A 16,692-nucleotide genomic window follows, 5' to 3' on the forward strand; every position below is an offset into this window, starting at 1 on the left:
GAGGGATGGAAACTCCTGAATGAAGAAACCTGCCAGATACCTTAGTAGATGCGGGCGGTTTCGAGAGTTTCAAGCGTATAGAAAATGATGTACGTCAACTGGCAGGCGTTTCGATCCAGACCAGCGAGGCGAAACGACCGGTGCGAGGGCTGCGCCGGTAGGAGAAAAAACGCGGGTCGGTGACGGTGCAAAAACCGCCGCCATACACCGCCGTAATGCCGCAGCGGGCCAGACGCAGGCGCGCCAGCTCATAGATGTCGGCCATGTAGCGGCCTTCATTGACGCTCGGAACAAAAGCCGCAGCGGCGTCGGGCAGGTCTTTTATAAAGACATCACGCACTTCGCCGCCGACTTCAAAGGCCTTGGGGCCGATGGCCGGGCCGAGCCAGACCAGTATGTCTTGTGGCTCAACATTGAGGCTTTGCGCTGTCGCTTCAAGCACACCGGCCGCCAGCCCGCGCCAACCGGCATGGGCCGCAGCGACGCGCGTGCCCGCGCGATCACAGAACAAGGCAGGCAAACAGTCAGCCGTCATTACCGTACAGGCAATGCCGGGGGTGGCTGTCCAGCTGGCATCGGCCTCTGCGATCTGGCCGGGGGTGGCAGGCGCAACGACAACCCCGTGAACCTGGCTAAGCCAGGCGGGCTGTACGTCAAAAATATGGGTCAAGCGTTGGCGGTTATGGGTAACGGCGACGGGGTCGTCGCCCACATGGTCGCCCAGATTGAAGCTGTCGAACGGCGCCACACTGACGCCGCCCGCACGGGTGGTCACACAGGCCCTGACGCCTGCCGGCGCGGGCCAGTCAGGAATCAGGAAGGTGTTCATCCGATAAAAGCCTCACGGTCTTGCTTAAGCAGGGTCAGCAACCAGGTAAAGTCGTCCGGCAATGGCGATTCCCAGCTCATGCGTACACCGCTCGTCGGATGATCCAACTCGAGGAAACGCGCATGCAGGGCTTGGCGCGGGAAGTTTTTAAGCGATTCGACCATGTTCACATTCGCTGCCGGCGGGATACGGAAGCGACCGCCGTAGGCAGGGTCTCCGACCAACGGGAAGTTAATGTGTGCCATGTGGACGCGGATCTGGTGCGTGCGACCGGTTTCGAGCTTGACCCGAACATGGGTGTGGGAACGGAAACGCTCAAGCACACGGTAATGACTCACCGCCTGCTTGCCGCCTTCCATGACCGCCATGCGCTGGCGTTGCTGGCCGTGACGACCGATGGGCGCGTTGATCTTGCCCCCGGCGGTGACGACACCGATCACGATGCACTCATAAATACGGCTGACACTGCGGCTCTGCAACTGTGCAACCAGTTGTGTCTGCGCCTGGATGGTCTTGGCGACCACCATCAGACCGGTGGTGTCTTTGTCGAGGCGATGCACGATCCCCGCACGCGGCACATTCACAATGTCCGGCACGTGGTGCAGCAAGGCGTTGAGCAACGTACCGTCGGCGTGACCGGCAGCCGGGTGCACCACCAGGCCCGCAGGCTTGTTGATCACCAGAATGTCATCGTCTTCGTAAACGATATCCAGAGGGATGTCTTGGGCGACCCATTCACCCTGTGCTTCCTGCTCGGCAGTCAGCTCCAGGATGGCACCCCCGTGGACGATATCACGAGGGCGTATGACGGCTCCGTCCACTGTAAGGCGGCCGTCTTTGATCCAGGCGGAAAGGCGCGAGCGCGAGTGCTCAGCGAATAATTGTGCGGCGACTTGATCGAGGCGTTGGCCACCCAGTTCGGACGGCACCTCTTCGCGAAGTTGAATTTTCTCGGACATGCTCATCAGGACCGCGCCAAGCCTTTGGTTTCGGCTGCGCGCTTGTGGTTAAATACGGCGTCTTTTGCCCCGAGGCTTTTCACGGGGCGCTCATCATAACAGGACGGACCCGCCCAAGACAGCGGCCGTCATAGGGACGCAAGCCGCCATGCAAGTGAAACACCTGCTGCTGATCGCCATCCTCGCACTGACCGCCGCTTGCTCGTCGACAAAAGAAGTCGTTGACGAAAACTTGAGCGAAGTCGAGTTGTACCAGCAGGCGCAGGCCGACCTGGACAACAACAGCTATACCAGTGCCACCGCCAAGCTGAAGGCTTTAGAGTCGCGCTACCCGTTCGGCCGTTATGCCGACCAGGCACAGCTCGAACTGATCTACGCCTACTATAAAAACTCCGAACCGGAAGCGGCCAAGTCCGCCGCCGAGCGTTTTATTCGCCTGCATCCGCAGCATCCAAACGTCGACTACGCCTACTACCTCAAGGGCCTGACCTCGTTTGACCAGGACGTTGGTCTGCTGGCGCGCTTCCTGCCGCTGGACATGACCAAGCGTGACCCGGGCGCTGCACGCGACTCCTACAACGAGTTCGCCCAGCTCACCAGCCGTTTCCCGAACAGCCGTTATGCTCCTGACGCCAAGCAACGCATGATTTACCTGCGTAACCTGCTGGCGGCATACGAAATCCACGTGGCCGACTACTACCTGACCCGTCAGGCTTATGTCGCAGCTGCCAACCGTGGCCGTTACGTGGTTGAGAACTTCCAGGAAACCCCTTCGGTCGGTGACGGCCTGGCGGTGATGGTTGAGTCTTACCAGCGCATGCACCTCGACCAACTGGCTGCCACCAGCCTTGAAGTACTCAAGGACAACTACCCGAACCACCCAAGCCTGGTGAACGGTGAGTTTGTGCCGCAGGTTTCCGAGTCTGACAACCGTTCGTGGCTGAGCAAGGCCACCTTGGGCCTGATCGAGTCGTCGACACCGCTGCCACCGGGTGAAACCCGCGCCAACCTCGACATCCAGAAGCAATACCAGGATGCCAAGGACGCCATTCCGTCGGAGCTCAAAGCCAAAGACGCTGATGGCAACATCATCGAAGAGCCAGAAGACACCAGCAAAAGCCGCTCGTGGTTCAGCTACATGACCTTTGGTCTGTTCGACTGATTGTTCGGCAATTAAAAAAGAGTCCTCCGGGGCTCTTTTTTTGGTCTGTGATTTGCTGCTGTGCGCCCGCCAAGTCCTTGGCTAAACTGGCTGACCTTTTCTCGAATAGCGGATAACCATGCTTCGTTTACTGATCTGGGCTGCTCTGATTGCGGCTGGCGTGTGGTTCTGGCGCAAATACAAAGCCAGCCTCCAGGCGCCTAAAAAACCGACCGACCCGGATGCACAACCGATGGTGCGTTGCGCCCACTGCGGCGTGCACCTGCCGCGCGATCGCGCCCTGAGCAAGCAGCAGCAATGGTTCTGCTCGCAAGAGCACCTGCAGCAAGGGCCACAAGCCCCCCGCTAAAGCCAAAAGCTCGCTCCAACGGTGATCACACCCTTGTAGGAGCGAGCTTGCCTCGCGATCTTTTGATCTTGATTTTACGACTGCTGCGCAGCCGGACGTAGCCTCGCAAAGCTCGTCAACTGCTACGTAGCAAACTGGCCGCCGAATATCTTCAGCATCCCCCAATCGGTTCCCTCTCCTTCGGGAGAGGGCTAGGGTGAGGGGTGCTCTTGATTAGAGAGGCTTTTATGTACAGGGCCATTTAGGGTTCAGACCCTGCACGGTGTCACGTTGCAAAAAGATCTTGGCGCAGTGCCCAGATGGATGGTTTACGACTGCTGCACAGCCGGACGTAGCCTCGCAAGGCTCGTCAACTGCTACGGGTTGGTGTGCTTTAAATCCGCCCGGTCGGCGCATACGGCGCCGGGTCGATAATCGGCTCACGGCCCAGCAACAGATCGGCAAACAACTGACACGATGCTGGCGCCAGCACCAGGCCATTACGGTAGTGCCCGCAGTTAAGCCACAACCCGTCAAACCCTGACACCCGGCCAATGTACGGAATGCCTTCGGGCGAGCCCGGTCGCAGGCCAGCCCAATGCCCCACCAGTTCGGCGTCCGCCAGCGCAGGGATCAACTCAACGGCCGAAGCCTTAAGGCTTTCAAGCGCTACGTCGGTCGGGGTTTTATCAAAGCCTTCGTGCTCCAGCGTACTGCCGATCAGGATGTGCCCATCCCGGCGCGGGATCGCATAACGGCCTTTTGCCAAGACCATGCTCGACAGCAGATCAGGCGCGCACTTGTACAAGATCATCTGCCCTTTTACTGGCTCTACTGGCAGTTCCAGTCCCAAAAGGCCCAGTAACTCACCGCTCCAGGCACCCGCTGACAACACCACCTGGTCGCCGCGAATCTCACCCTGCGCGGTGTTCACACCGGCAATGGTGCTGCCCTCACGGATAAACCCCTGCACTTCACAGTGTTCATGGATCGTCACATTCGCCATGGCGTGCAGCGCCGCTTTCAGTGACTTCACCAGCCGCGGGTTACGTACGTTCGCCACATCCGCCATGTAAATCGCCCGCGAGTAGCCACGGCCCAGTACGGGCACGGCCTGTTCTACTGCCGGGATCTCAACGGCACTTAAAGGGCGCCCTTCACGTTGTGCCCACGCCAGCGCTTGCTCTTCGTCTTCAAGGTCCAGCCAGTACAGACCGGTGGTGTGGACTTCTGGATCAACACCGGTGGTGGTAAACAGCCGGTCGGCCAGTTGTGGATAAAAGTCTTGCGACCAATGTGCCAACGCCGTGACGGCCGGGTTGTAGCACCAAGGGTACAACGGCGAGACAATCCCGCCGCCCGCCCATGAAGACTCTTGCCCGACGCCACTGCGATCCAGCAAAACCACGTGCTCAACCTCGGCCGCCAGATTAAACGCCGTCAGAAGCCCGATCACGCCACCGCCTACAATCACCACTCGTTGCTGCTTAGCCATCTATCCACTCAGCTCAAAAAATGCACATTAATCGTCAGCGCCCCCAACACTGTTGCCTTGTCAGGTCCGGGGCGGCGTTTGTATTGGCTGCCAGGCCCACGTGGTTCAACGTGTAGTCACCACAGGCGTCTCCCGCCATGGGCGAGTCTTCTCGAGGTGTCGCCGTTAACAGGTAGGTGTGATCGGCGAGTTCAGAGGTCATCAGGTAGTGCTGATTACCCGGGCTGACATTTTCCGCCCCACTGTATAAACCTTTTTTCGAATAAAAACGCTCAAGACTTTGGGATTGCTCTGACAACAGCAACACCAATTGTGCGCGATAGCCGCGCTTCACTGAGTCGCTGTAAAGCGGATACGCAAACGCGCCAAGGATGCCGATGATCGCCACCACGATCATAAGCTCCATCAAAGTGAACCCTGCTCCATATCGATTCATACCGTTGCCCTTACTGGATTTGCCGCCACATGATGCGTCGAAAATGCTGGCGCACGGGTTCATTCGCCTCGCTGTCTGCGGGCTGGTAACGCACATAAACGCTCTCCAGCACCGTACGTGAAGGGCCACGCACTCCCATGGCGGTCACACGGTAAAAGTGCGCTGAAGCAATACCCGGCAAGTGCGCAGGCGTCACGCCCACACCCAGGCTTTGAATACCGAACACGCCATCAGGCGCCTTGAGCCACAACACTCCGGACTGCGGGTCCAGGCCGGGCAAAACCTGTGTGCGGGCCGACAAAGGCGGCACGCATCGAGTCGGCGCGCTACATACCAGCAGCTCACGCCACTGCGTCTGCACCTGCGCCTCGCCCATGCGTAGCCCCGTTTCAGCAGCCTGCAGTGACTGGTTGGCAAACCACACACTGCCGGCCATTTTTTCTTGCTGCACGGCGCTCTGTAAGGAGGTAAGCCCCAGCACACTGAGCAACAGCAACAATGTCAGGCTTACCAGCAGGACCATGCCCGACTGTTTACGCGGGTAATAACACATAAGCCCCCTAACCCAGCCGATTACGCAGGGCCACCACCAAGTGGTAGGTCTGGTCCTTTATCCGCGCCTTGGGATCGCGCAGTGTCAGGGCGATTTTCAGGCTGCGGATACTGGCCAAACTGCCGGGGCTTTGCTCATAGCGCTGAACCGATGCCCCCGCTGCCGAACTGGCGACACCAAACGTCACCTCAAACGCCGCCACGTTATCCAGAAGCACCGCTTTACCCGGGCCAGTCTTGAGTTGCCCGTTCTCAAACCAGTAAACAACGTTACGCAATGCAAAGGCGGTTTCACCCGGCGCCAGCGGCCCAGGTTGCCCGGCATAGGCCTGTGCGTAACGTTTACAGTCCGACACCACCGTCCAGTCCGGCCGGGTGCCTTGCTGGCCGACATCGCCACTGACGAACCGCCACGACCTGGAACCCGCTGCGCCCTGCCATGAAACAGGCGTCTGGAACACGGCAGGCGCATTGATGATGCTGTCTGCCGACAGGCAGCCGAACATGCCAATCATGCGAATTTCCTGCGCGATTTTGCTCAGTACAAAACGGGCGTCTTCCTGGGCGATGGCGGCGGCATACTGCGCAAGGTGAGTCTCACGGGCACTCAAAAAAACCTGCGTGGCCCCCGATACCAGCAGCACGCCCAGCGCCAGGGCGATCAGCAGCTCTATCAGGCCAAACCCGGCATTGCGGCGCGTCATGAGGCGCCCACAGCGAACCCGGATGCGATCTGGCTGGTCAGGCTGAATGTTTGCCACTGCCCTCCGGCACGCGTGTCGTCCCATTGCAGAGTGATGGCCAACTGACGCTCGTTGATCGCAATGCTGCCCTTGGCACTTGCCCCACCGAATTGGCGAACATTGCGCTTGAAGTCACTCAAATCCTGGCCCAGCACACTGTGCAACCCCGCTCCGGCAGTCGCCCCGGCGTAATCAGCCGCAGGGTTGGCGCGAATACGATCCAGCATGTCGTAGGCAATAAAACTGGCTTGGGTAGTCATTAACGCGCTGTCGGTGTGTTTCAGCGCATTCAGCTGTACGGCGGCCGCCCCCAGCAGCCCGCCCGCCAAAATAACTGTCGCCACCAGCACCTCAATCAAGGTGACCCCGCTTTGCCGGCGTTTATCCGATCGATTCATGTGCGCCACCCTGGCCATCACTCGCCGACACGTCCTGTGTCGACCTGCCAAAAGCCTAGCCCTGCACACGGGCCATGTTTGTAGGATCTGGCTGGTAAAGCGCCGGGACTAATCGTCCATTCAGGTCAGCTACCTAACGCTAATAACGCTTTAAACATGCTGAAATCGTTGCGTGAGCGGCACACGTTATAGCTGAGCTATACCGATACAAGCGCAAGGAAGCGCGAGGGCATGTCCAGGGAGGACAAGGTGTATCAACACGGCATGAGCATGATCCAACTGTTGTTCACGCTGGCGATTGTCGCGATTACCGCGCAATTCGCCGGCCCGGCCTACGGCGTTCTGGTTGAACAGCAACGCCGTCAGGTCGCGGCCGAACAATTGGCCAGCGGTTTGCGTAACGCGCGCATCGAGGCGCTGGTTCGCCACCACTATGTAGTGGTGCACGCACTGCAAGACGATTGGAGCAAAGGCTGGAGGATTATTCTGGATCAGAGCGGCCGGGGGCATCTGGATGAGAGCAACCCGGTCCTTGCGTACAAGCAAGGCAACGCGCAAATACCGATTGCCGGTAATACACCGGTCAAACATTACGTGCGGTTCAACCCGCTGGGCGAACCGTTATTAAGTGGCGGGGCATTTCAGGCGGGGACGTTACATATTTGCCAGGCCGACACCGCTCTGAGCCACTACCAGGTGGTACTCGCCAAGAGCGGTCGCATCAGCCTGCGCAGCGATCAAGCGACGCATGCATTGTGTGCTACGGCTTAAATCAGGGAGCGAACGCGCAGTTCTTTAGGCATCGAGAAGGTAATGTTCTCTTCGCGGCCAGCCAGTTCGTCTGCCCCCGTTGCGCCCCAGGCATGCAACTGCTGAATCACACCGCGCACCAGCACCTCAGGCGCCGACGCTCCTGCGGTAATACCAATGCGCTGCACACCTTCAAACCAGCTTTGTTGCAGGTCTTCGGCACCATCAATCAGGTAAGCCGGAGTGGCCATGCGTTCAGCCAGCTCGCGCAAACGGTTGGAGTTGGAGCTGTTCGGGCTGCCCACCACCAAGACCACGTCGCACTCGTCGGCCAGTTGCTTAACCGCATCCTGACGGTTTTGCGTGGCGTAGCAGATGTCGTCCTTGCGCGGGCCGCCAATGGCCGGGAAGCGCGAACGGAGCGCGTCGATCACACGGCTGGTGTCGTCCATCGACAAGGTGGTCTGAGTCACAAACGCGAGTTTTTCGGGGTTGTTGACGTGCAGGTTGGCGACATCTTTTTCGTCTTCAACCAGATAAATCGCGCCGCCATTGCTCGCGTCGTACTGCCCCATGGTGCCTTCGACTTCCGGGTGCCCGGCGTGGCCGATCAGGATGCACTCACGGCCATCGCGGCTGTAGCGTGCCACTTCGATATGCACCTTGGTCACCAGCGGGCAGGTGGCATCGAACACTTTGAGGCCACGGCCTGCCGCTTCGGTACGCACGGCCTGGGAAACGCCGTGGGCACTGAAAATCACGATGACGTCATCCGGCACCTGGTCCAGCTCTTCAACAAAGATCGCGCCACGGGAGCGCAGGTCTTCGACCACAAATTTGTTGTGCACCACTTCGTGGCGAACATAAATAGGCGGACCGAAAACTTCGAGAGCGCGATTGACGATTTCAATCGCTCGGTCCACCCCAGCGCAGAAGCCACGGGGGTTGGCGAGTTTGATGTGCATGCTGAGCCTCGTGGGTCGCGCAGAAAAATAATGCCAATCAGGCCCGGCACACGCCGGGCTCTGAATTACAGCGCTTTAACGTCTTTGATTTCCACGTCGAAGGTCAGGGTTTTGCCTGACAACGGGTGGTTGAAATCAATGGTCACTTGCTCGTCGTCAAAGGCTTTGACCACACCCGGCAGCTCGGTGTTGGCCGCGTCATTGAAGATCACCAGCAAACCTTCAGACAGGTCCATGTCCTTGAACTGCGAACGTGGAATGATCTGTACGTTTTGCGGGTTAGGCTGGCCGAACGCGTTTTCCGGGAGGATTTGCAGGGTGCGTTTGTCGCCCGCCTTGAAACCGAACAAGGCGGCTTCAAAACCTGGCAACAGGCTGCCATCACCCACCTTGAAGGTCGCAGGGGACTTGTCGAATGTACTGTCGACGGTGTCGCCATTCTCCAGGCGCAATGCGAAATGCAGCGTGACTTCCGTGTTCTGGCCAATACGTTGCTCAGTCATGAGCCGGTTCTCCAGACTTTTTACTTTTGAACATATCCAGTGCCAGCATCACCGCGCCCACGCAAATCGCACTGTCGGCGAAGTTGAAGGCCGGGAAATACCAGCGGTTTTGCCAATGCACCAGAATGAAATCGACCACATGACCGTACACAATCCGGTCATACAGGTTGCCCAGCGCGCCGCCCAAAATCAGCGCCAGCGCAATCGCCAACCAGGTGTCATTGCGCCCAAGGCGCTTGAGCCAGACGATCAGCACGGCGCTGACCACAATGGCGATCAGGGCAAACAGCCAACGCTGCCAGCCAGCACTGTCAGCCAAAAAGCTGAAGGCTGCGCCGGTGTTGTAGGCCAGCGTCCAGCTGAACAGGTCCGGGATGACCACGATTTGCTGGTACATCTGCAAGGCGTTGTCGAAATAGACCTTGCTGGTCAGGTCAATGACCAGGACCAGCACAGTCAACCAGAGCCAGCCCAGGCGCCCGAAGCGCCCGGCAGTGCTGGTGTTAGGCATAGTGACGTACCTCGCCGGTGCCGCTGATGTTGTCAACGCAACGGCCGCAGATTTCCGGATGCTCCGGGTTCACGCCCACGTCTTCACGGCAATGCCAGCAGCGCGCGCACTTGGCGTGTGCCGACTTGACCACTTTGAGCTTGAGGCCCGGTACTTCGGTGACCACAGCGTCAGCCGGTGCCAGCGCAAAAGGCGCAACACTGGCGGTGGAGGTGATCAGCACGAAGCGCAGTTCGTTGCTCAGCTTGGACAGGTCAGCGGCCAGTTCAGCTTCGGCGAACAAGGTCACTTCTGCCTGCAAGTTGCCGCCAATGGCCTTGGCTGCGCGCAGGTTTTCCATTTCCTTGTTGACCGCAACCTTGACCGCCATGATCCGCTCCCAGTAGTCGCGGTCCAGCTCGGTGCCTTCCGGCAGTTCGCTCAGGCCGTCATACCAAGTGTTGAGCATGACCGATTCGTTGCGCTCGCCCGGCAGGTATTGCCACAGTTCGTCGGCGGTGAAAGCCAGGATCGGAGCGATCCAGCGCACCAGCGCTTCAGAGATGTGGAACAGCGCGGTCTGGCACGAACGGCGGGCCTTGCTGTTGGCGCCTGTGGTGTATTGGCGGTCCTTGATGATGTCGAGGTAGAAACCACCGAGTTCCTGGACGCAGAAGTTGTGCACTTTGGAGTACACGTTCCAGAAACGGTATTCGCCGTAGTGCAGCTCCAGCTCACGTTGCAGCAACAGGGCGCGGTCTACTGCCCAACGGTCCAGCGCGAGCATTTCTTCAGCAGGCAGCAGGTCGGTGGCCGGGTTGAAGCCGGTCAGGTTGGAAAGCAGGAAGCGCGCGGTGTTACGGATACGCCGGTAGGCGTCCGCACTGCGTTGCAGGATCTGGTCAGACACTGCGATTTCGCCCGAGTAGTCGGTCGAGGCTACCCACAGACGCATGATGTCAGCGCCCAGGGTGTCGTTGACCTTCTGCGGTGCAATCACGTTGCCCAGCGACTTGGACATTTTGCGGCCCGCTTCGTCCACGGTGAAACCGTGAGTCAGCAGTTCGCGATACGGCGCGTGGTTGTCGATGGCGCAGCCGGTCAGTAACGACGAGTGGAACCAGCCACGGTGCTGGTCGGAACCTTCAAGGTACAGATCGGCTCGCGGGCCGGTCTCGTGGCCCATCGGGTGCGAACCGCGCAGCACGTGCCAATGGGTAGTACCCGAATCGAACCATACGTCCAGGGTATCGCTGATTTTGTCGTACAGCGGCGCTTCGTCGCCCAACAGCTCGGCCGGGTCCAGTTTGAACCAGGCTTCGATGCCTTCGACTTCAACGCGCTTGGCCACTTCTTCCATCATTTCGACGGTGCGTGGGTGCAGCTCACCGCTTTCCTTGTTCAGGAAGAACGGGATCGGCACGCCCCAGTTGCGTTGACGCGAGATGCACCAGTCCGGACGGTTGGCGATCATCGAATGCAGGCGCGCCTGGCCCCAGGCCGGTACGAACTGGGTGTCTTCGATGGCTTGCAGTGCGCGGGTACGCAGGGTCTCGCCCGCTACTGGCTCTTTGTCCATGCCGATAAACCACTGCGCGGTTGCGCGGTAGATCAGCGGGGTTTTGTGACGCCAGCAGTGCATATAGCTGTGGCTGATGGTTTCGGTGAACATCAACGCGTCAACTTCGGTCAGCTTGTCGATGATGTTCTGGTTGGCTTTCCAGATGAACTGGCCACCGAAGAACTCCAGCGACGGCACGTACACGCCATTGCTTTGAACCGGGTTGATGATGTCGTCGTTGACCATGCCATAGGCTTTGCAGGTCACGAAGTCGTCTACGCCGTAAGCCGGTGCGGAGTGAACCACGCCCGTGCCAGCGCCCAGTTCAACGTACTCAGCCAGGTAAACAGGCGACAGGCGGTCGTAGAACGGGTGACGGAAGTTGATCAGTTCCAGTGCCGAACCGGTGGTGGTGGCGATCACCGAACCTTGCAGGTTGTAACGCGCCAGGCTCGATTCAACCAGTTCTTCAGCGAGCACCAACAGTTTGTCGCCCACGTCGACCAGCGCGTAGGTGAACTCCGGGTGCACGTTCAGCGCCTGGTTGGCCGGGATGGTCCACGGGGTGGTGGTCCAGATCACGATCGCCGCCGGCTTGCTCAAGGTTGCCAGGCCAAAGGCCTCGGCCAGCTTGGCGTCATCGGCAACCGGGAAGGCAACGTCGATGGCCGACGACTTTTTGTCCTGGTATTCGACTTCTGCTTCAGCCAGGGCCGAGCCGCAATCGAAGCACCAGTTCACCGGCTTCAGACCTTTGAAGACGAAACCGCCTTTGACGATTTCGGCCAAGGCACGGATTTCACCGGCCTCGTTTTTGAAGTCCATGGTTTTGTAAGGGTTGGCGAAGTCACCCAGCACACCCAGACGGATGAACTCGGACTTCTGGCCTTCGATCTGCTCGGTCGCGTAGGCACGGCACAGCTCGCGGGTTTTATCCGCGGACAGGTTTTTACCGTGAGTCACTTCGACCTTGTGCTCAATAGGCAGACCGTGACAGTCCCAGCCCGGTACGTACGGCGCATCGAAACCGGCGAGGGTTTTCGAACGCACGATCATGTCTTTCAGAATCTTGTTCAGCGCATGACCGATGTGAATCGTACCGTTGGCGTACGGAGGACCGTCATGAAGTACGAACTTCGGACGATCCTTACTAATCTCGCGCAACTTCCCGTACAGGCCAATGCTGTCCCAGCGCTGCAAAATTTGCGGTTCGCGCTGTGGCAGGCCGGCCTTCATTGGGAAGGCTGTGTCCGGAAGGTTTAACGTGGATTTGTAGTCGGTCATTTCAGGCTCTTTTTAAGCGGTTGACCCAGCCAAAAGGCTCGGGCGGCGGCGACGTCCGCATTGATCGCCGTCTTGAGCGCCTCCAGGGAGGCAAAACGCTGCTCATCACGCAGCTTGTGGTGGAATGCCACGGTCAATCGCTGGCCATACAAATCGCCAGCGAAATCCAATAGATGTACTTCAAGATGGGCGTTGCCATCCCCTGCTACGGTAGGTCTGACGCCGATATTAGCGACGCCGGGCCAGGTTTTGCCGTCGATCTCGACGCTCACCAGGTACACCCCGGTCAACGGAACACGACGACGCTTGAGCTGGATATTGGCGGTTGGCGTGCCCAATTGGCGCGCCAGCTTTTGCCCGTGCAATACCGTGCCGGCAATCTGGAACGGGCGGCCCAGCAAGCGTTCTGCCTGAGCGAAATCGCCCTTGGCCAGCGCATCACGCACCTGGGTGCTGCTGATGCGCACGCCGTCCAGCTCAACGGTTTGCGCAGCTTCGACGGTAAAGTTCTGCATGACGCCTGCTTGTTGCAGGAAGTCAAAATCACCGACCCGGTCGCAGCCAAAGCGGAAGTCGTCACCGACCTCAAGGTGCTGCACACCCAGGCCATCGACCAGGATCGTGTCGACAAACTCGGCCGCGCTGAGCTTGCACAGACGTTGATTGAACGCCAGGCACAGCACGCGATCAACCCCGGCGTCAGCCAGCAGTTGCAATTTGTCGCGCAGGCGAGCCAGACGCGCCGGAGCGGTTTCAGGGGCAAAGAATTCGCGCGGCTGGGGCTCAAAAATCACCACGCAGCTGGGCACGCCCAACTCCAGTGCACGTTCACGCAGCCGCTCCAGGATAGCCTGGTGACCACGGTGTACACCGTCAAAGTTGCCAATAGTGGCGACACAGCCCCGATCTTGGGGCCGCAGATTGTGAAGGCCTCGAACCAGCTGCATAACGCGCTTCTTGCTCATAAAGTGGCCGATTATAACCACACCCGGCCCGTGACGACAGGCGACAGCGCAAGGCAAATCAGGTCAAACCGACAAAATAGACGTTTGACCGTAATTTTCCTTACATCAGAGACTTGCGGGCGAAATCCTTCAAACGCAAGCCCAACAGCAACAACATACCGAAATAAGCCAGTATGCCCGCAGCCACCAAGCCGCCAAGGCGCATAAAGCGCTCGAGCATATGGCCTTGATCCCAGGCGGGCATAACGTGCATCAAGCCCATCAGCACCGCCGACATCACGGCAACCGCCAACACCAGTTTGAACAGGTACAGCGACCAGCCCGGCTGGGCGATAAACAGCTTTTGCTTGCGCAACTGCCAGAACAGCAGCCCGGCGTTAATGCACGCGCCCACGCTAATGGCCAAGGCAAGCCCGGCATGCTGCAGCGGCACGATAAATACAAGGTTGAGCAATTGCGTGACCACCAGGGTGAACACGGCAATTTTTACCGGGGTGCGGATGTTTTGCTGCGCATAGAAGCCGGGCGCAAGCACCTTGATCAGGATCAGCCCGAGCAAACCGACCGAGTACGCCATCAAGGCGCGCTGGGTCATCGCCGCATCCAGGGCACTGAACTCACCGTACTGAAACAGCGAGACGGTCAGCGGTTCCGCCAGGATCGCCAAGGCCAGTGCACACGGCAACACCAGCAAAAAGCACAGACGCAGCCCCCAATCGAGAATTCGCGAGTACTCCTGACGGTCTTTATTGGCGTAGGTCTTGGACAGCGTTGGCAGCAGGATTGTGCCCAGCGCCACCCCCAGCACACCGGACGGCAATTCCATCAAGCGGTCTGCGTAGTACATCCAGGACACCGACCCGGCCACCAGAAAGGAGGCAAAAATCGTGTTGATGATCAGCGAAATCTGACTGACCGACACCCCCAGAATGGCCGGCACCATCTGTTTCATCACGCGCCATACGCCGGTATCGCGCAAATTGAGGCGCGGCAGCACCAGCATGCCGATTTTTTTCAGGTGCGGGAGCTGGAACAGCAACTGCGCAAGGCCACCGGCCAGCACCGCCCAACCCAGCGCCATCACCGGCGGGTCAAAATACGGGGTCAGGAACAGGGCAAAGATGATCATGCTGACGTTGAGCAGCGTCGGCACAAACGCCGGCACCGAGAAGCGGTTCCAGGTATTGAGGATCGCCCCGGCCAGCGATGACAACGAGATCAGCAATATATAAGGAAAGGTCACCCGCAACATGTTGGAGGTGAGCTCAAACTTCTCGGGCGTGCTGGCAAACCCTGGCGCCGTGGCCCAGATCACCCAGGGCGCAGCCAGCATGCCCAGCACGGTGACGATGGCCAGCACCAGCGTCAGCAGCCCGGCGACATAGGCCACAAAGGTGCGCGCGGCCTCCTCGCCCTGCTGATTTTTGTATTCGGCCAAAATCGGCACAAACGCTTGCGAAAAAGCGCCTTCGGCGAAAATCCGGCGCAGCAGATTGGGCAGCTTAAAGGCAATAAAGAACGCATCTGTTGCCATACCCGCGCCAAACATGCGCGCCACGATGGTGTCCCGGACAAAGCCCAGAACCCTTGAAATCATGGTGATGGAGCTAACAGCAGCCAACGACTTGAGCAAATTCATTGAAAGAGTTTTTGCCTTTAGAGAAAGAGCAGGCGAACAAAGCGTTCACTTATGCGATACTGCGCGCCGCAACAGCACAGAGCCAAGCTCGCGAGTTTACAGGTCAAGCGCCGGAAATAAATCTCCCGTCTCCCTCGATCAACCACTCAGCGGCTCGAATCAATCGCCCTTGACAAGAGTTGTCGTCATCGGCATGATTCGCGGCCTATTTTGTTTGTTAATTCCAAAAGTCTTTCGAGGAGCTCGACGGTGGCCAACACACCTTCCGCCAAAAAACGTGCAAAACAGGCTGAGAAGCGTCGCAGCCACAACGCCAGCCTGCGTTCCATGGTTCGTACCTACATCAAGAATGTAGTTAAAGCCATCGACGCAAAAGACGCTGTTAAAGCGCAAGCTGCTTATGTTCTGGCTGTCCCTGTTATCGACCGTATGGCCGATAAAGGCATCATCCACAAGAACAAAGCTGCTCGCCATAAGAGCCGCCTGAATGGCCACGTCAAGGCGTTGAACCTTGCGACTGCTGCTTAAGCGATAAGCTTTTAAAAAAACCGACCCTAGGGTCGGTTTTTTATTGCCTGCGATTTAGCAAACCCTTGTAGGAGCGAGCTTGCCTCGCGATCTTTTGAGGTTAAAAGATCAAAAGATCGCAGCCTTCGGCAGCTCCTACACAGTCACTTAGCGCTTTTATTACCGCTGCGGCCACGGCAAGATCGGGATCGCAGTCACTGCGTTCTGCGGGCTGCCTTCGATCAGGCGGTCGCTGTACACCAGATACACCAGCGTGTTGCGCTTCTTGTCGAGAAAGCGCACCACTTGCATGGTCTTGAAGACCAGCGAAGTGCGCTCTTTGAACACCTCTTCGCCATCTTTCAAATCACCCTTAAAGCTGATCGGACCGGTCTGACGACAGGCCAATGACGCTTCAGCGCGATCTTCCGCCAGGCCCAGACCACCTTTCATGCCGCCAGTCTTGGCCCGCGACAGGTAGCAGGTCACGCCATCCACCTTCGGGTCATCGAATGCCTCGACCACAATGCGGTCGTTCGGCCCAACAAATTTGAACACGGTCGACACCGTGCCAATTTCCTCAGCCGATGCCAACAAAGGCACCGCCAAGATCAAACCCAACAGACCGCTAAGCAAGCGCATTCAACACCTCAATTCACACCAGGATCAGGTTATCGCGGTGAACCAACTCTGGCTCAGCCATGTAACCCAACAAGCTGACAATCGCCTCAGACGACTGCCCAATAATTTTTTGCGCTTCAGCCGCACTGTAGTTGGCCAGGCCACGGGCAATTTCTCGTCCATCAGGCGCCACACACACAACCATTTCGCCACGACGGAACCCGCCCTGCACGGCTTTGACGCCCACCGGCAGCAAGCTTTTATGCCCTTCGGACAATGCCGCCACAGCACCGGCATCCAGCACCAGGGTGCCGCGCGTTTGCAGATGCCCGGCCAGCCACTGCTTGCGCGCCGCCAGCATGCCACGCTCAGGCGACAACAATGTACCCAGGCGCTCGCCTGCCTTCAGACGGTCCAGCACACGCTCCAGGCGACCACCCACAATGATGGTATGCGCCCCGGAACGCGCCGCCAGACGCGCCGCACGCAGCTTGGTCTGCATGCC

Annotated in this window: 19 protein-coding genes; 4 read left to right on the forward strand and 15 right to left on the reverse strand. The window is 58.7% G+C overall.

Features of this window, described 5'->3' with window-relative positions:
* Positions 1-94 precede the first annotated feature (94 nt).
* Together pgeF and rluD are read right to left on the reverse strand one after the other, a co-directional pair.
* Complete coding sequence (gene pgeF, locus GHO25_RS01055) at positions 95-829, reverse strand: peptidoglycan editing factor PgeF (RefSeq protein ID WP_048367349.1); 735 nt, start codon at positions 827-829, stop codon at positions 95-97.
* Positions 826-1,788 carry a 23S rRNA pseudouridine(1911/1915/1917) synthase RluD gene (rluD, locus tag GHO25_RS01060; RefSeq protein ID WP_048367800.1) on the reverse strand — a complete coding sequence of 321 codons (963 nt, stop codon included), beginning with the start codon at positions 1,786-1,788 and terminating at the stop codon, positions 826-828. Before rluD ends, pgeF begins: the two co-directional genes overlap by 4 nt.
* A gap of 148 nt (positions 1,789-1,936) precedes the next feature.
* Here rluD and GHO25_RS01065 point away from each other — a divergent pair, with 148 nt between their 5' ends.
* Complete coding sequence (locus tag GHO25_RS01065; RefSeq protein WP_123751294.1) at positions 1,937-2,950, forward strand: outer membrane protein assembly factor BamD; 1,014 nt, start codon at positions 1,937-1,939, stop codon at positions 2,948-2,950.
* A 118-nt stretch (positions 2,951-3,068) separates the two neighbouring features.
* Positions 3,069-3,299, forward strand: coding sequence for a PP0621 family protein (locus GHO25_RS01070; protein WP_153389612.1), 231 nt, complete (start codon positions 3,069-3,071; stop codon positions 3,297-3,299).
* Positions 3,300-3,672: 373 nt separating this feature from the next.
* On the opposite strand, the gene thiO is transcribed toward GHO25_RS01070, so the two are convergent.
* From thiO to pilV, 5 genes are read right to left on the reverse strand one after another with little or no spacing between them, the layout of a single operon-like run.
* Entirely contained in the window at positions 3,673-4,773 is a 1,101-nt protein-coding gene (gene thiO, locus GHO25_RS01075; RefSeq protein WP_153389613.1) for a glycine oxidase ThiO, read from the reverse strand.
* Positions 4,774-4,807: 34 nt separating this feature from the next.
* Entirely contained in the window at positions 4,808-5,209 is a 402-nt protein-coding gene (locus GHO25_RS01080; protein ID WP_153389614.1) for a type IV pilin protein, read from the reverse strand.
* Between the two features lie 10 nt (positions 5,210-5,219).
* A complete protein-coding gene (locus GHO25_RS01085; RefSeq protein ID WP_153389615.1) occupies positions 5,220-5,762 on the reverse strand; it encodes a PilX N-terminal domain-containing pilus assembly protein in 543 nt (180 codons plus the stop codon).
* 7 nt (positions 5,763-5,769) lie between these two features.
* Positions 5,770-6,465 (reverse strand): PilW family protein, encoded by a 696-nt coding sequence (locus tag GHO25_RS01090; protein ID WP_153389616.1) that lies wholly within the window; start codon positions 6,463-6,465, stop codon positions 5,770-5,772.
* Positions 6,462-6,902, reverse strand: a complete 441-nt coding sequence (gene pilV, locus GHO25_RS01095; RefSeq protein ID WP_256677129.1) for a type IV pilus modification protein PilV — start codon at positions 6,900-6,902, stop codon at positions 6,462-6,464. Before pilV ends, GHO25_RS01090 begins: the two co-directional genes overlap by 4 nt.
* A gap of 231 nt (positions 6,903-7,133) precedes the next feature.
* Here pilV and GHO25_RS01100 point away from each other — a divergent pair, with 231 nt between their 5' ends.
* Positions 7,134-7,673, forward strand: coding sequence for a GspH/FimT family protein (locus tag GHO25_RS01100; RefSeq protein ID WP_153389618.1), 540 nt, complete (start codon positions 7,134-7,136; stop codon positions 7,671-7,673).
* On the opposite strand, the gene ispH is transcribed toward GHO25_RS01100, so the two are convergent.
* From ispH to murJ, 6 genes are all read right to left on the reverse strand, one after another.
* On the reverse strand, positions 7,670-8,617 hold the full coding sequence (ispH, locus tag GHO25_RS01105) for a 4-hydroxy-3-methylbut-2-enyl diphosphate reductase (protein WP_048367366.1): 948 nt from the start codon (positions 8,615-8,617) through the stop codon (positions 7,670-7,672). The genes GHO25_RS01100 and ispH overlap by 4 nt on opposite strands.
* A 65-nt stretch (positions 8,618-8,682) precedes the next feature.
* Positions 8,683-9,120, reverse strand: coding sequence for an FKBP-type peptidyl-prolyl cis-trans isomerase (gene fkpB, locus GHO25_RS01110; RefSeq protein WP_048367368.1), 438 nt, complete (start codon positions 9,118-9,120; stop codon positions 8,683-8,685).
* Positions 9,113-9,631 (reverse strand): signal peptidase II, encoded by a 519-nt coding sequence (gene lspA, locus GHO25_RS01115; RefSeq protein ID WP_048367375.1) that lies wholly within the window; start codon positions 9,629-9,631, stop codon positions 9,113-9,115. Before lspA ends, fkpB begins: the two co-directional genes overlap by 8 nt.
* Entirely contained in the window at positions 9,624-12,455 is a 2,832-nt protein-coding gene (gene ileS, locus GHO25_RS01120) for an isoleucine--tRNA ligase (protein WP_153389619.1), read from the reverse strand. Before ileS ends, lspA begins: the two co-directional genes overlap by 8 nt.
* Positions 12,452-13,402: a bifunctional riboflavin kinase/FAD synthetase gene (gene ribF / locus GHO25_RS01125; RefSeq protein ID WP_048388080.1), complete on the reverse strand. Its 951-nt coding sequence runs from the start codon at positions 13,400-13,402 to the stop codon at positions 12,452-12,454. The genes ileS and ribF overlap by 4 nt, the downstream gene beginning before the upstream one ends.
* A gap of 118 nt (positions 13,403-13,520) precedes the next feature.
* Positions 13,521-15,059 (reverse strand): murein biosynthesis integral membrane protein MurJ, encoded by a 1,539-nt coding sequence (murJ, locus tag GHO25_RS01130; RefSeq protein WP_153334938.1) that lies wholly within the window; start codon positions 15,057-15,059, stop codon positions 13,521-13,523.
* Between the two features lie 249 nt (positions 15,060-15,308).
* On the opposite strand from murJ, the gene rpsT reads away from it, so the two are divergent.
* Positions 15,309-15,587 carry a 30S ribosomal protein S20 gene (gene rpsT / locus GHO25_RS01135; protein ID WP_048367387.1) on the forward strand — a complete coding sequence of 93 codons (279 nt, stop codon included), beginning with the start codon at positions 15,309-15,311 and terminating at the stop codon, positions 15,585-15,587.
* Between the two features lie 159 nt (positions 15,588-15,746).
* On the opposite strand, the gene GHO25_RS01140 is transcribed toward rpsT, so the two are convergent.
* On the reverse strand, positions 15,747-16,208 hold the full coding sequence (locus tag GHO25_RS01140) for a CreA family protein (protein ID WP_048367388.1): 462 nt from the start codon (positions 16,206-16,208) through the stop codon (positions 15,747-15,749).
* Positions 16,209-16,221: 13 nt separating this feature from the next.
* On the reverse strand, positions 16,222-16,692 hold a 471-nt coding region (locus GHO25_RS01145), incomplete at its 5' end, for a glutamate 5-kinase (RefSeq protein WP_372240912.1).

The organism is Pseudomonas sp. FSL R10-1350, from assembly GCF_009600525.1.
Taxonomy (GTDB): domain Bacteria; phylum Pseudomonadota; class Gammaproteobacteria; order Pseudomonadales; family Pseudomonadaceae; genus Aquipseudomonas; species Aquipseudomonas helleri.

Bases quoted from the DNA above. Each gene is read 5' to 3' on its own strand.
- pgeF (WP_048367349.1), bottom strand. From the start codon at position 829: ATGAACACCTTCCTGATTCCTGACTGGCCCGCGCCGGCAGGCGTCAGG.
- rluD (WP_048367800.1), bottom strand. From the start codon at position 1,788: ATGTCCGAGAAAATTCAACTTCGCGAAGAGGTGCCGTCCGAACTGGGT.
- GHO25_RS01065 (WP_123751294.1), top strand. From the start codon at position 1,937: ATGCAAGTGAAACACCTGCTGCTGATCGCCATCCTCGCACTGACCGCC.
- GHO25_RS01070 (WP_153389612.1), top strand. From the start codon at position 3,069: ATGCTTCGTTTACTGATCTGGGCTGCTCTGATTGCGGCTGGCGTGTGG.
- thiO (WP_153389613.1), bottom strand. From the start codon at position 4,773: ATGGCTAAGCAGCAACGAGTGGTGATTGTAGGCGGTGGCGTGATCGGG.
- GHO25_RS01080 (WP_153389614.1), bottom strand. From the start codon at position 5,209: ATGAATCGATATGGAGCAGGGTTCACTTTGATGGAGCTTATGATCGTG.
- GHO25_RS01085 (WP_153389615.1), bottom strand. From the start codon at position 5,762: ATGTGTTATTACCCGCGTAAACAGTCGGGCATGGTCCTGCTGGTAAGC.
- GHO25_RS01090 (WP_153389616.1), bottom strand. From the start codon at position 6,465: ATGACGCGCCGCAATGCCGGGTTTGGCCTGATAGAGCTGCTGATCGCC.
- pilV (WP_256677129.1), bottom strand. From the start codon at position 6,902: ATGAATCGATCGGATAAACGCCGGCAAAGCGGGGTCACCTTGATTGAG.
- GHO25_RS01100 (WP_153389618.1), top strand. From the start codon at position 7,134: ATGTCCAGGGAGGACAAGGTGTATCAACACGGCATGAGCATGATCCAA.
- ispH (WP_048367366.1), bottom strand. From the start codon at position 8,617: ATGCACATCAAACTCGCCAACCCCCGTGGCTTCTGCGCTGGGGTGGAC.
- fkpB (WP_048367368.1), bottom strand. From the start codon at position 9,120: ATGACTGAGCAACGTATTGGCCAGAACACGGAAGTCACGCTGCATTTC.
- lspA (WP_048367375.1), bottom strand. From the start codon at position 9,631: ATGCCTAACACCAGCACTGCCGGGCGCTTCGGGCGCCTGGGCTGGCTC.
- ileS (WP_153389619.1), bottom strand. From the start codon at position 12,455: ATGACCGACTACAAATCCACGTTAAACCTTCCGGACACAGCCTTCCCA.
- ribF (WP_048388080.1), bottom strand. From the start codon at position 13,402: ATGCAGCTGGTTCGAGGCCTTCACAATCTGCGGCCCCAAGATCGGGGC.
- murJ (WP_153334938.1), bottom strand. From the start codon at position 15,059: ATGAATTTGCTCAAGTCGTTGGCTGCTGTTAGCTCCATCACCATGATT.
- GHO25_RS01140 (WP_048367388.1), bottom strand. From the start codon at position 16,208: ATGCGCTTGCTTAGCGGTCTGTTGGGTTTGATCTTGGCGGTGCCTTTG.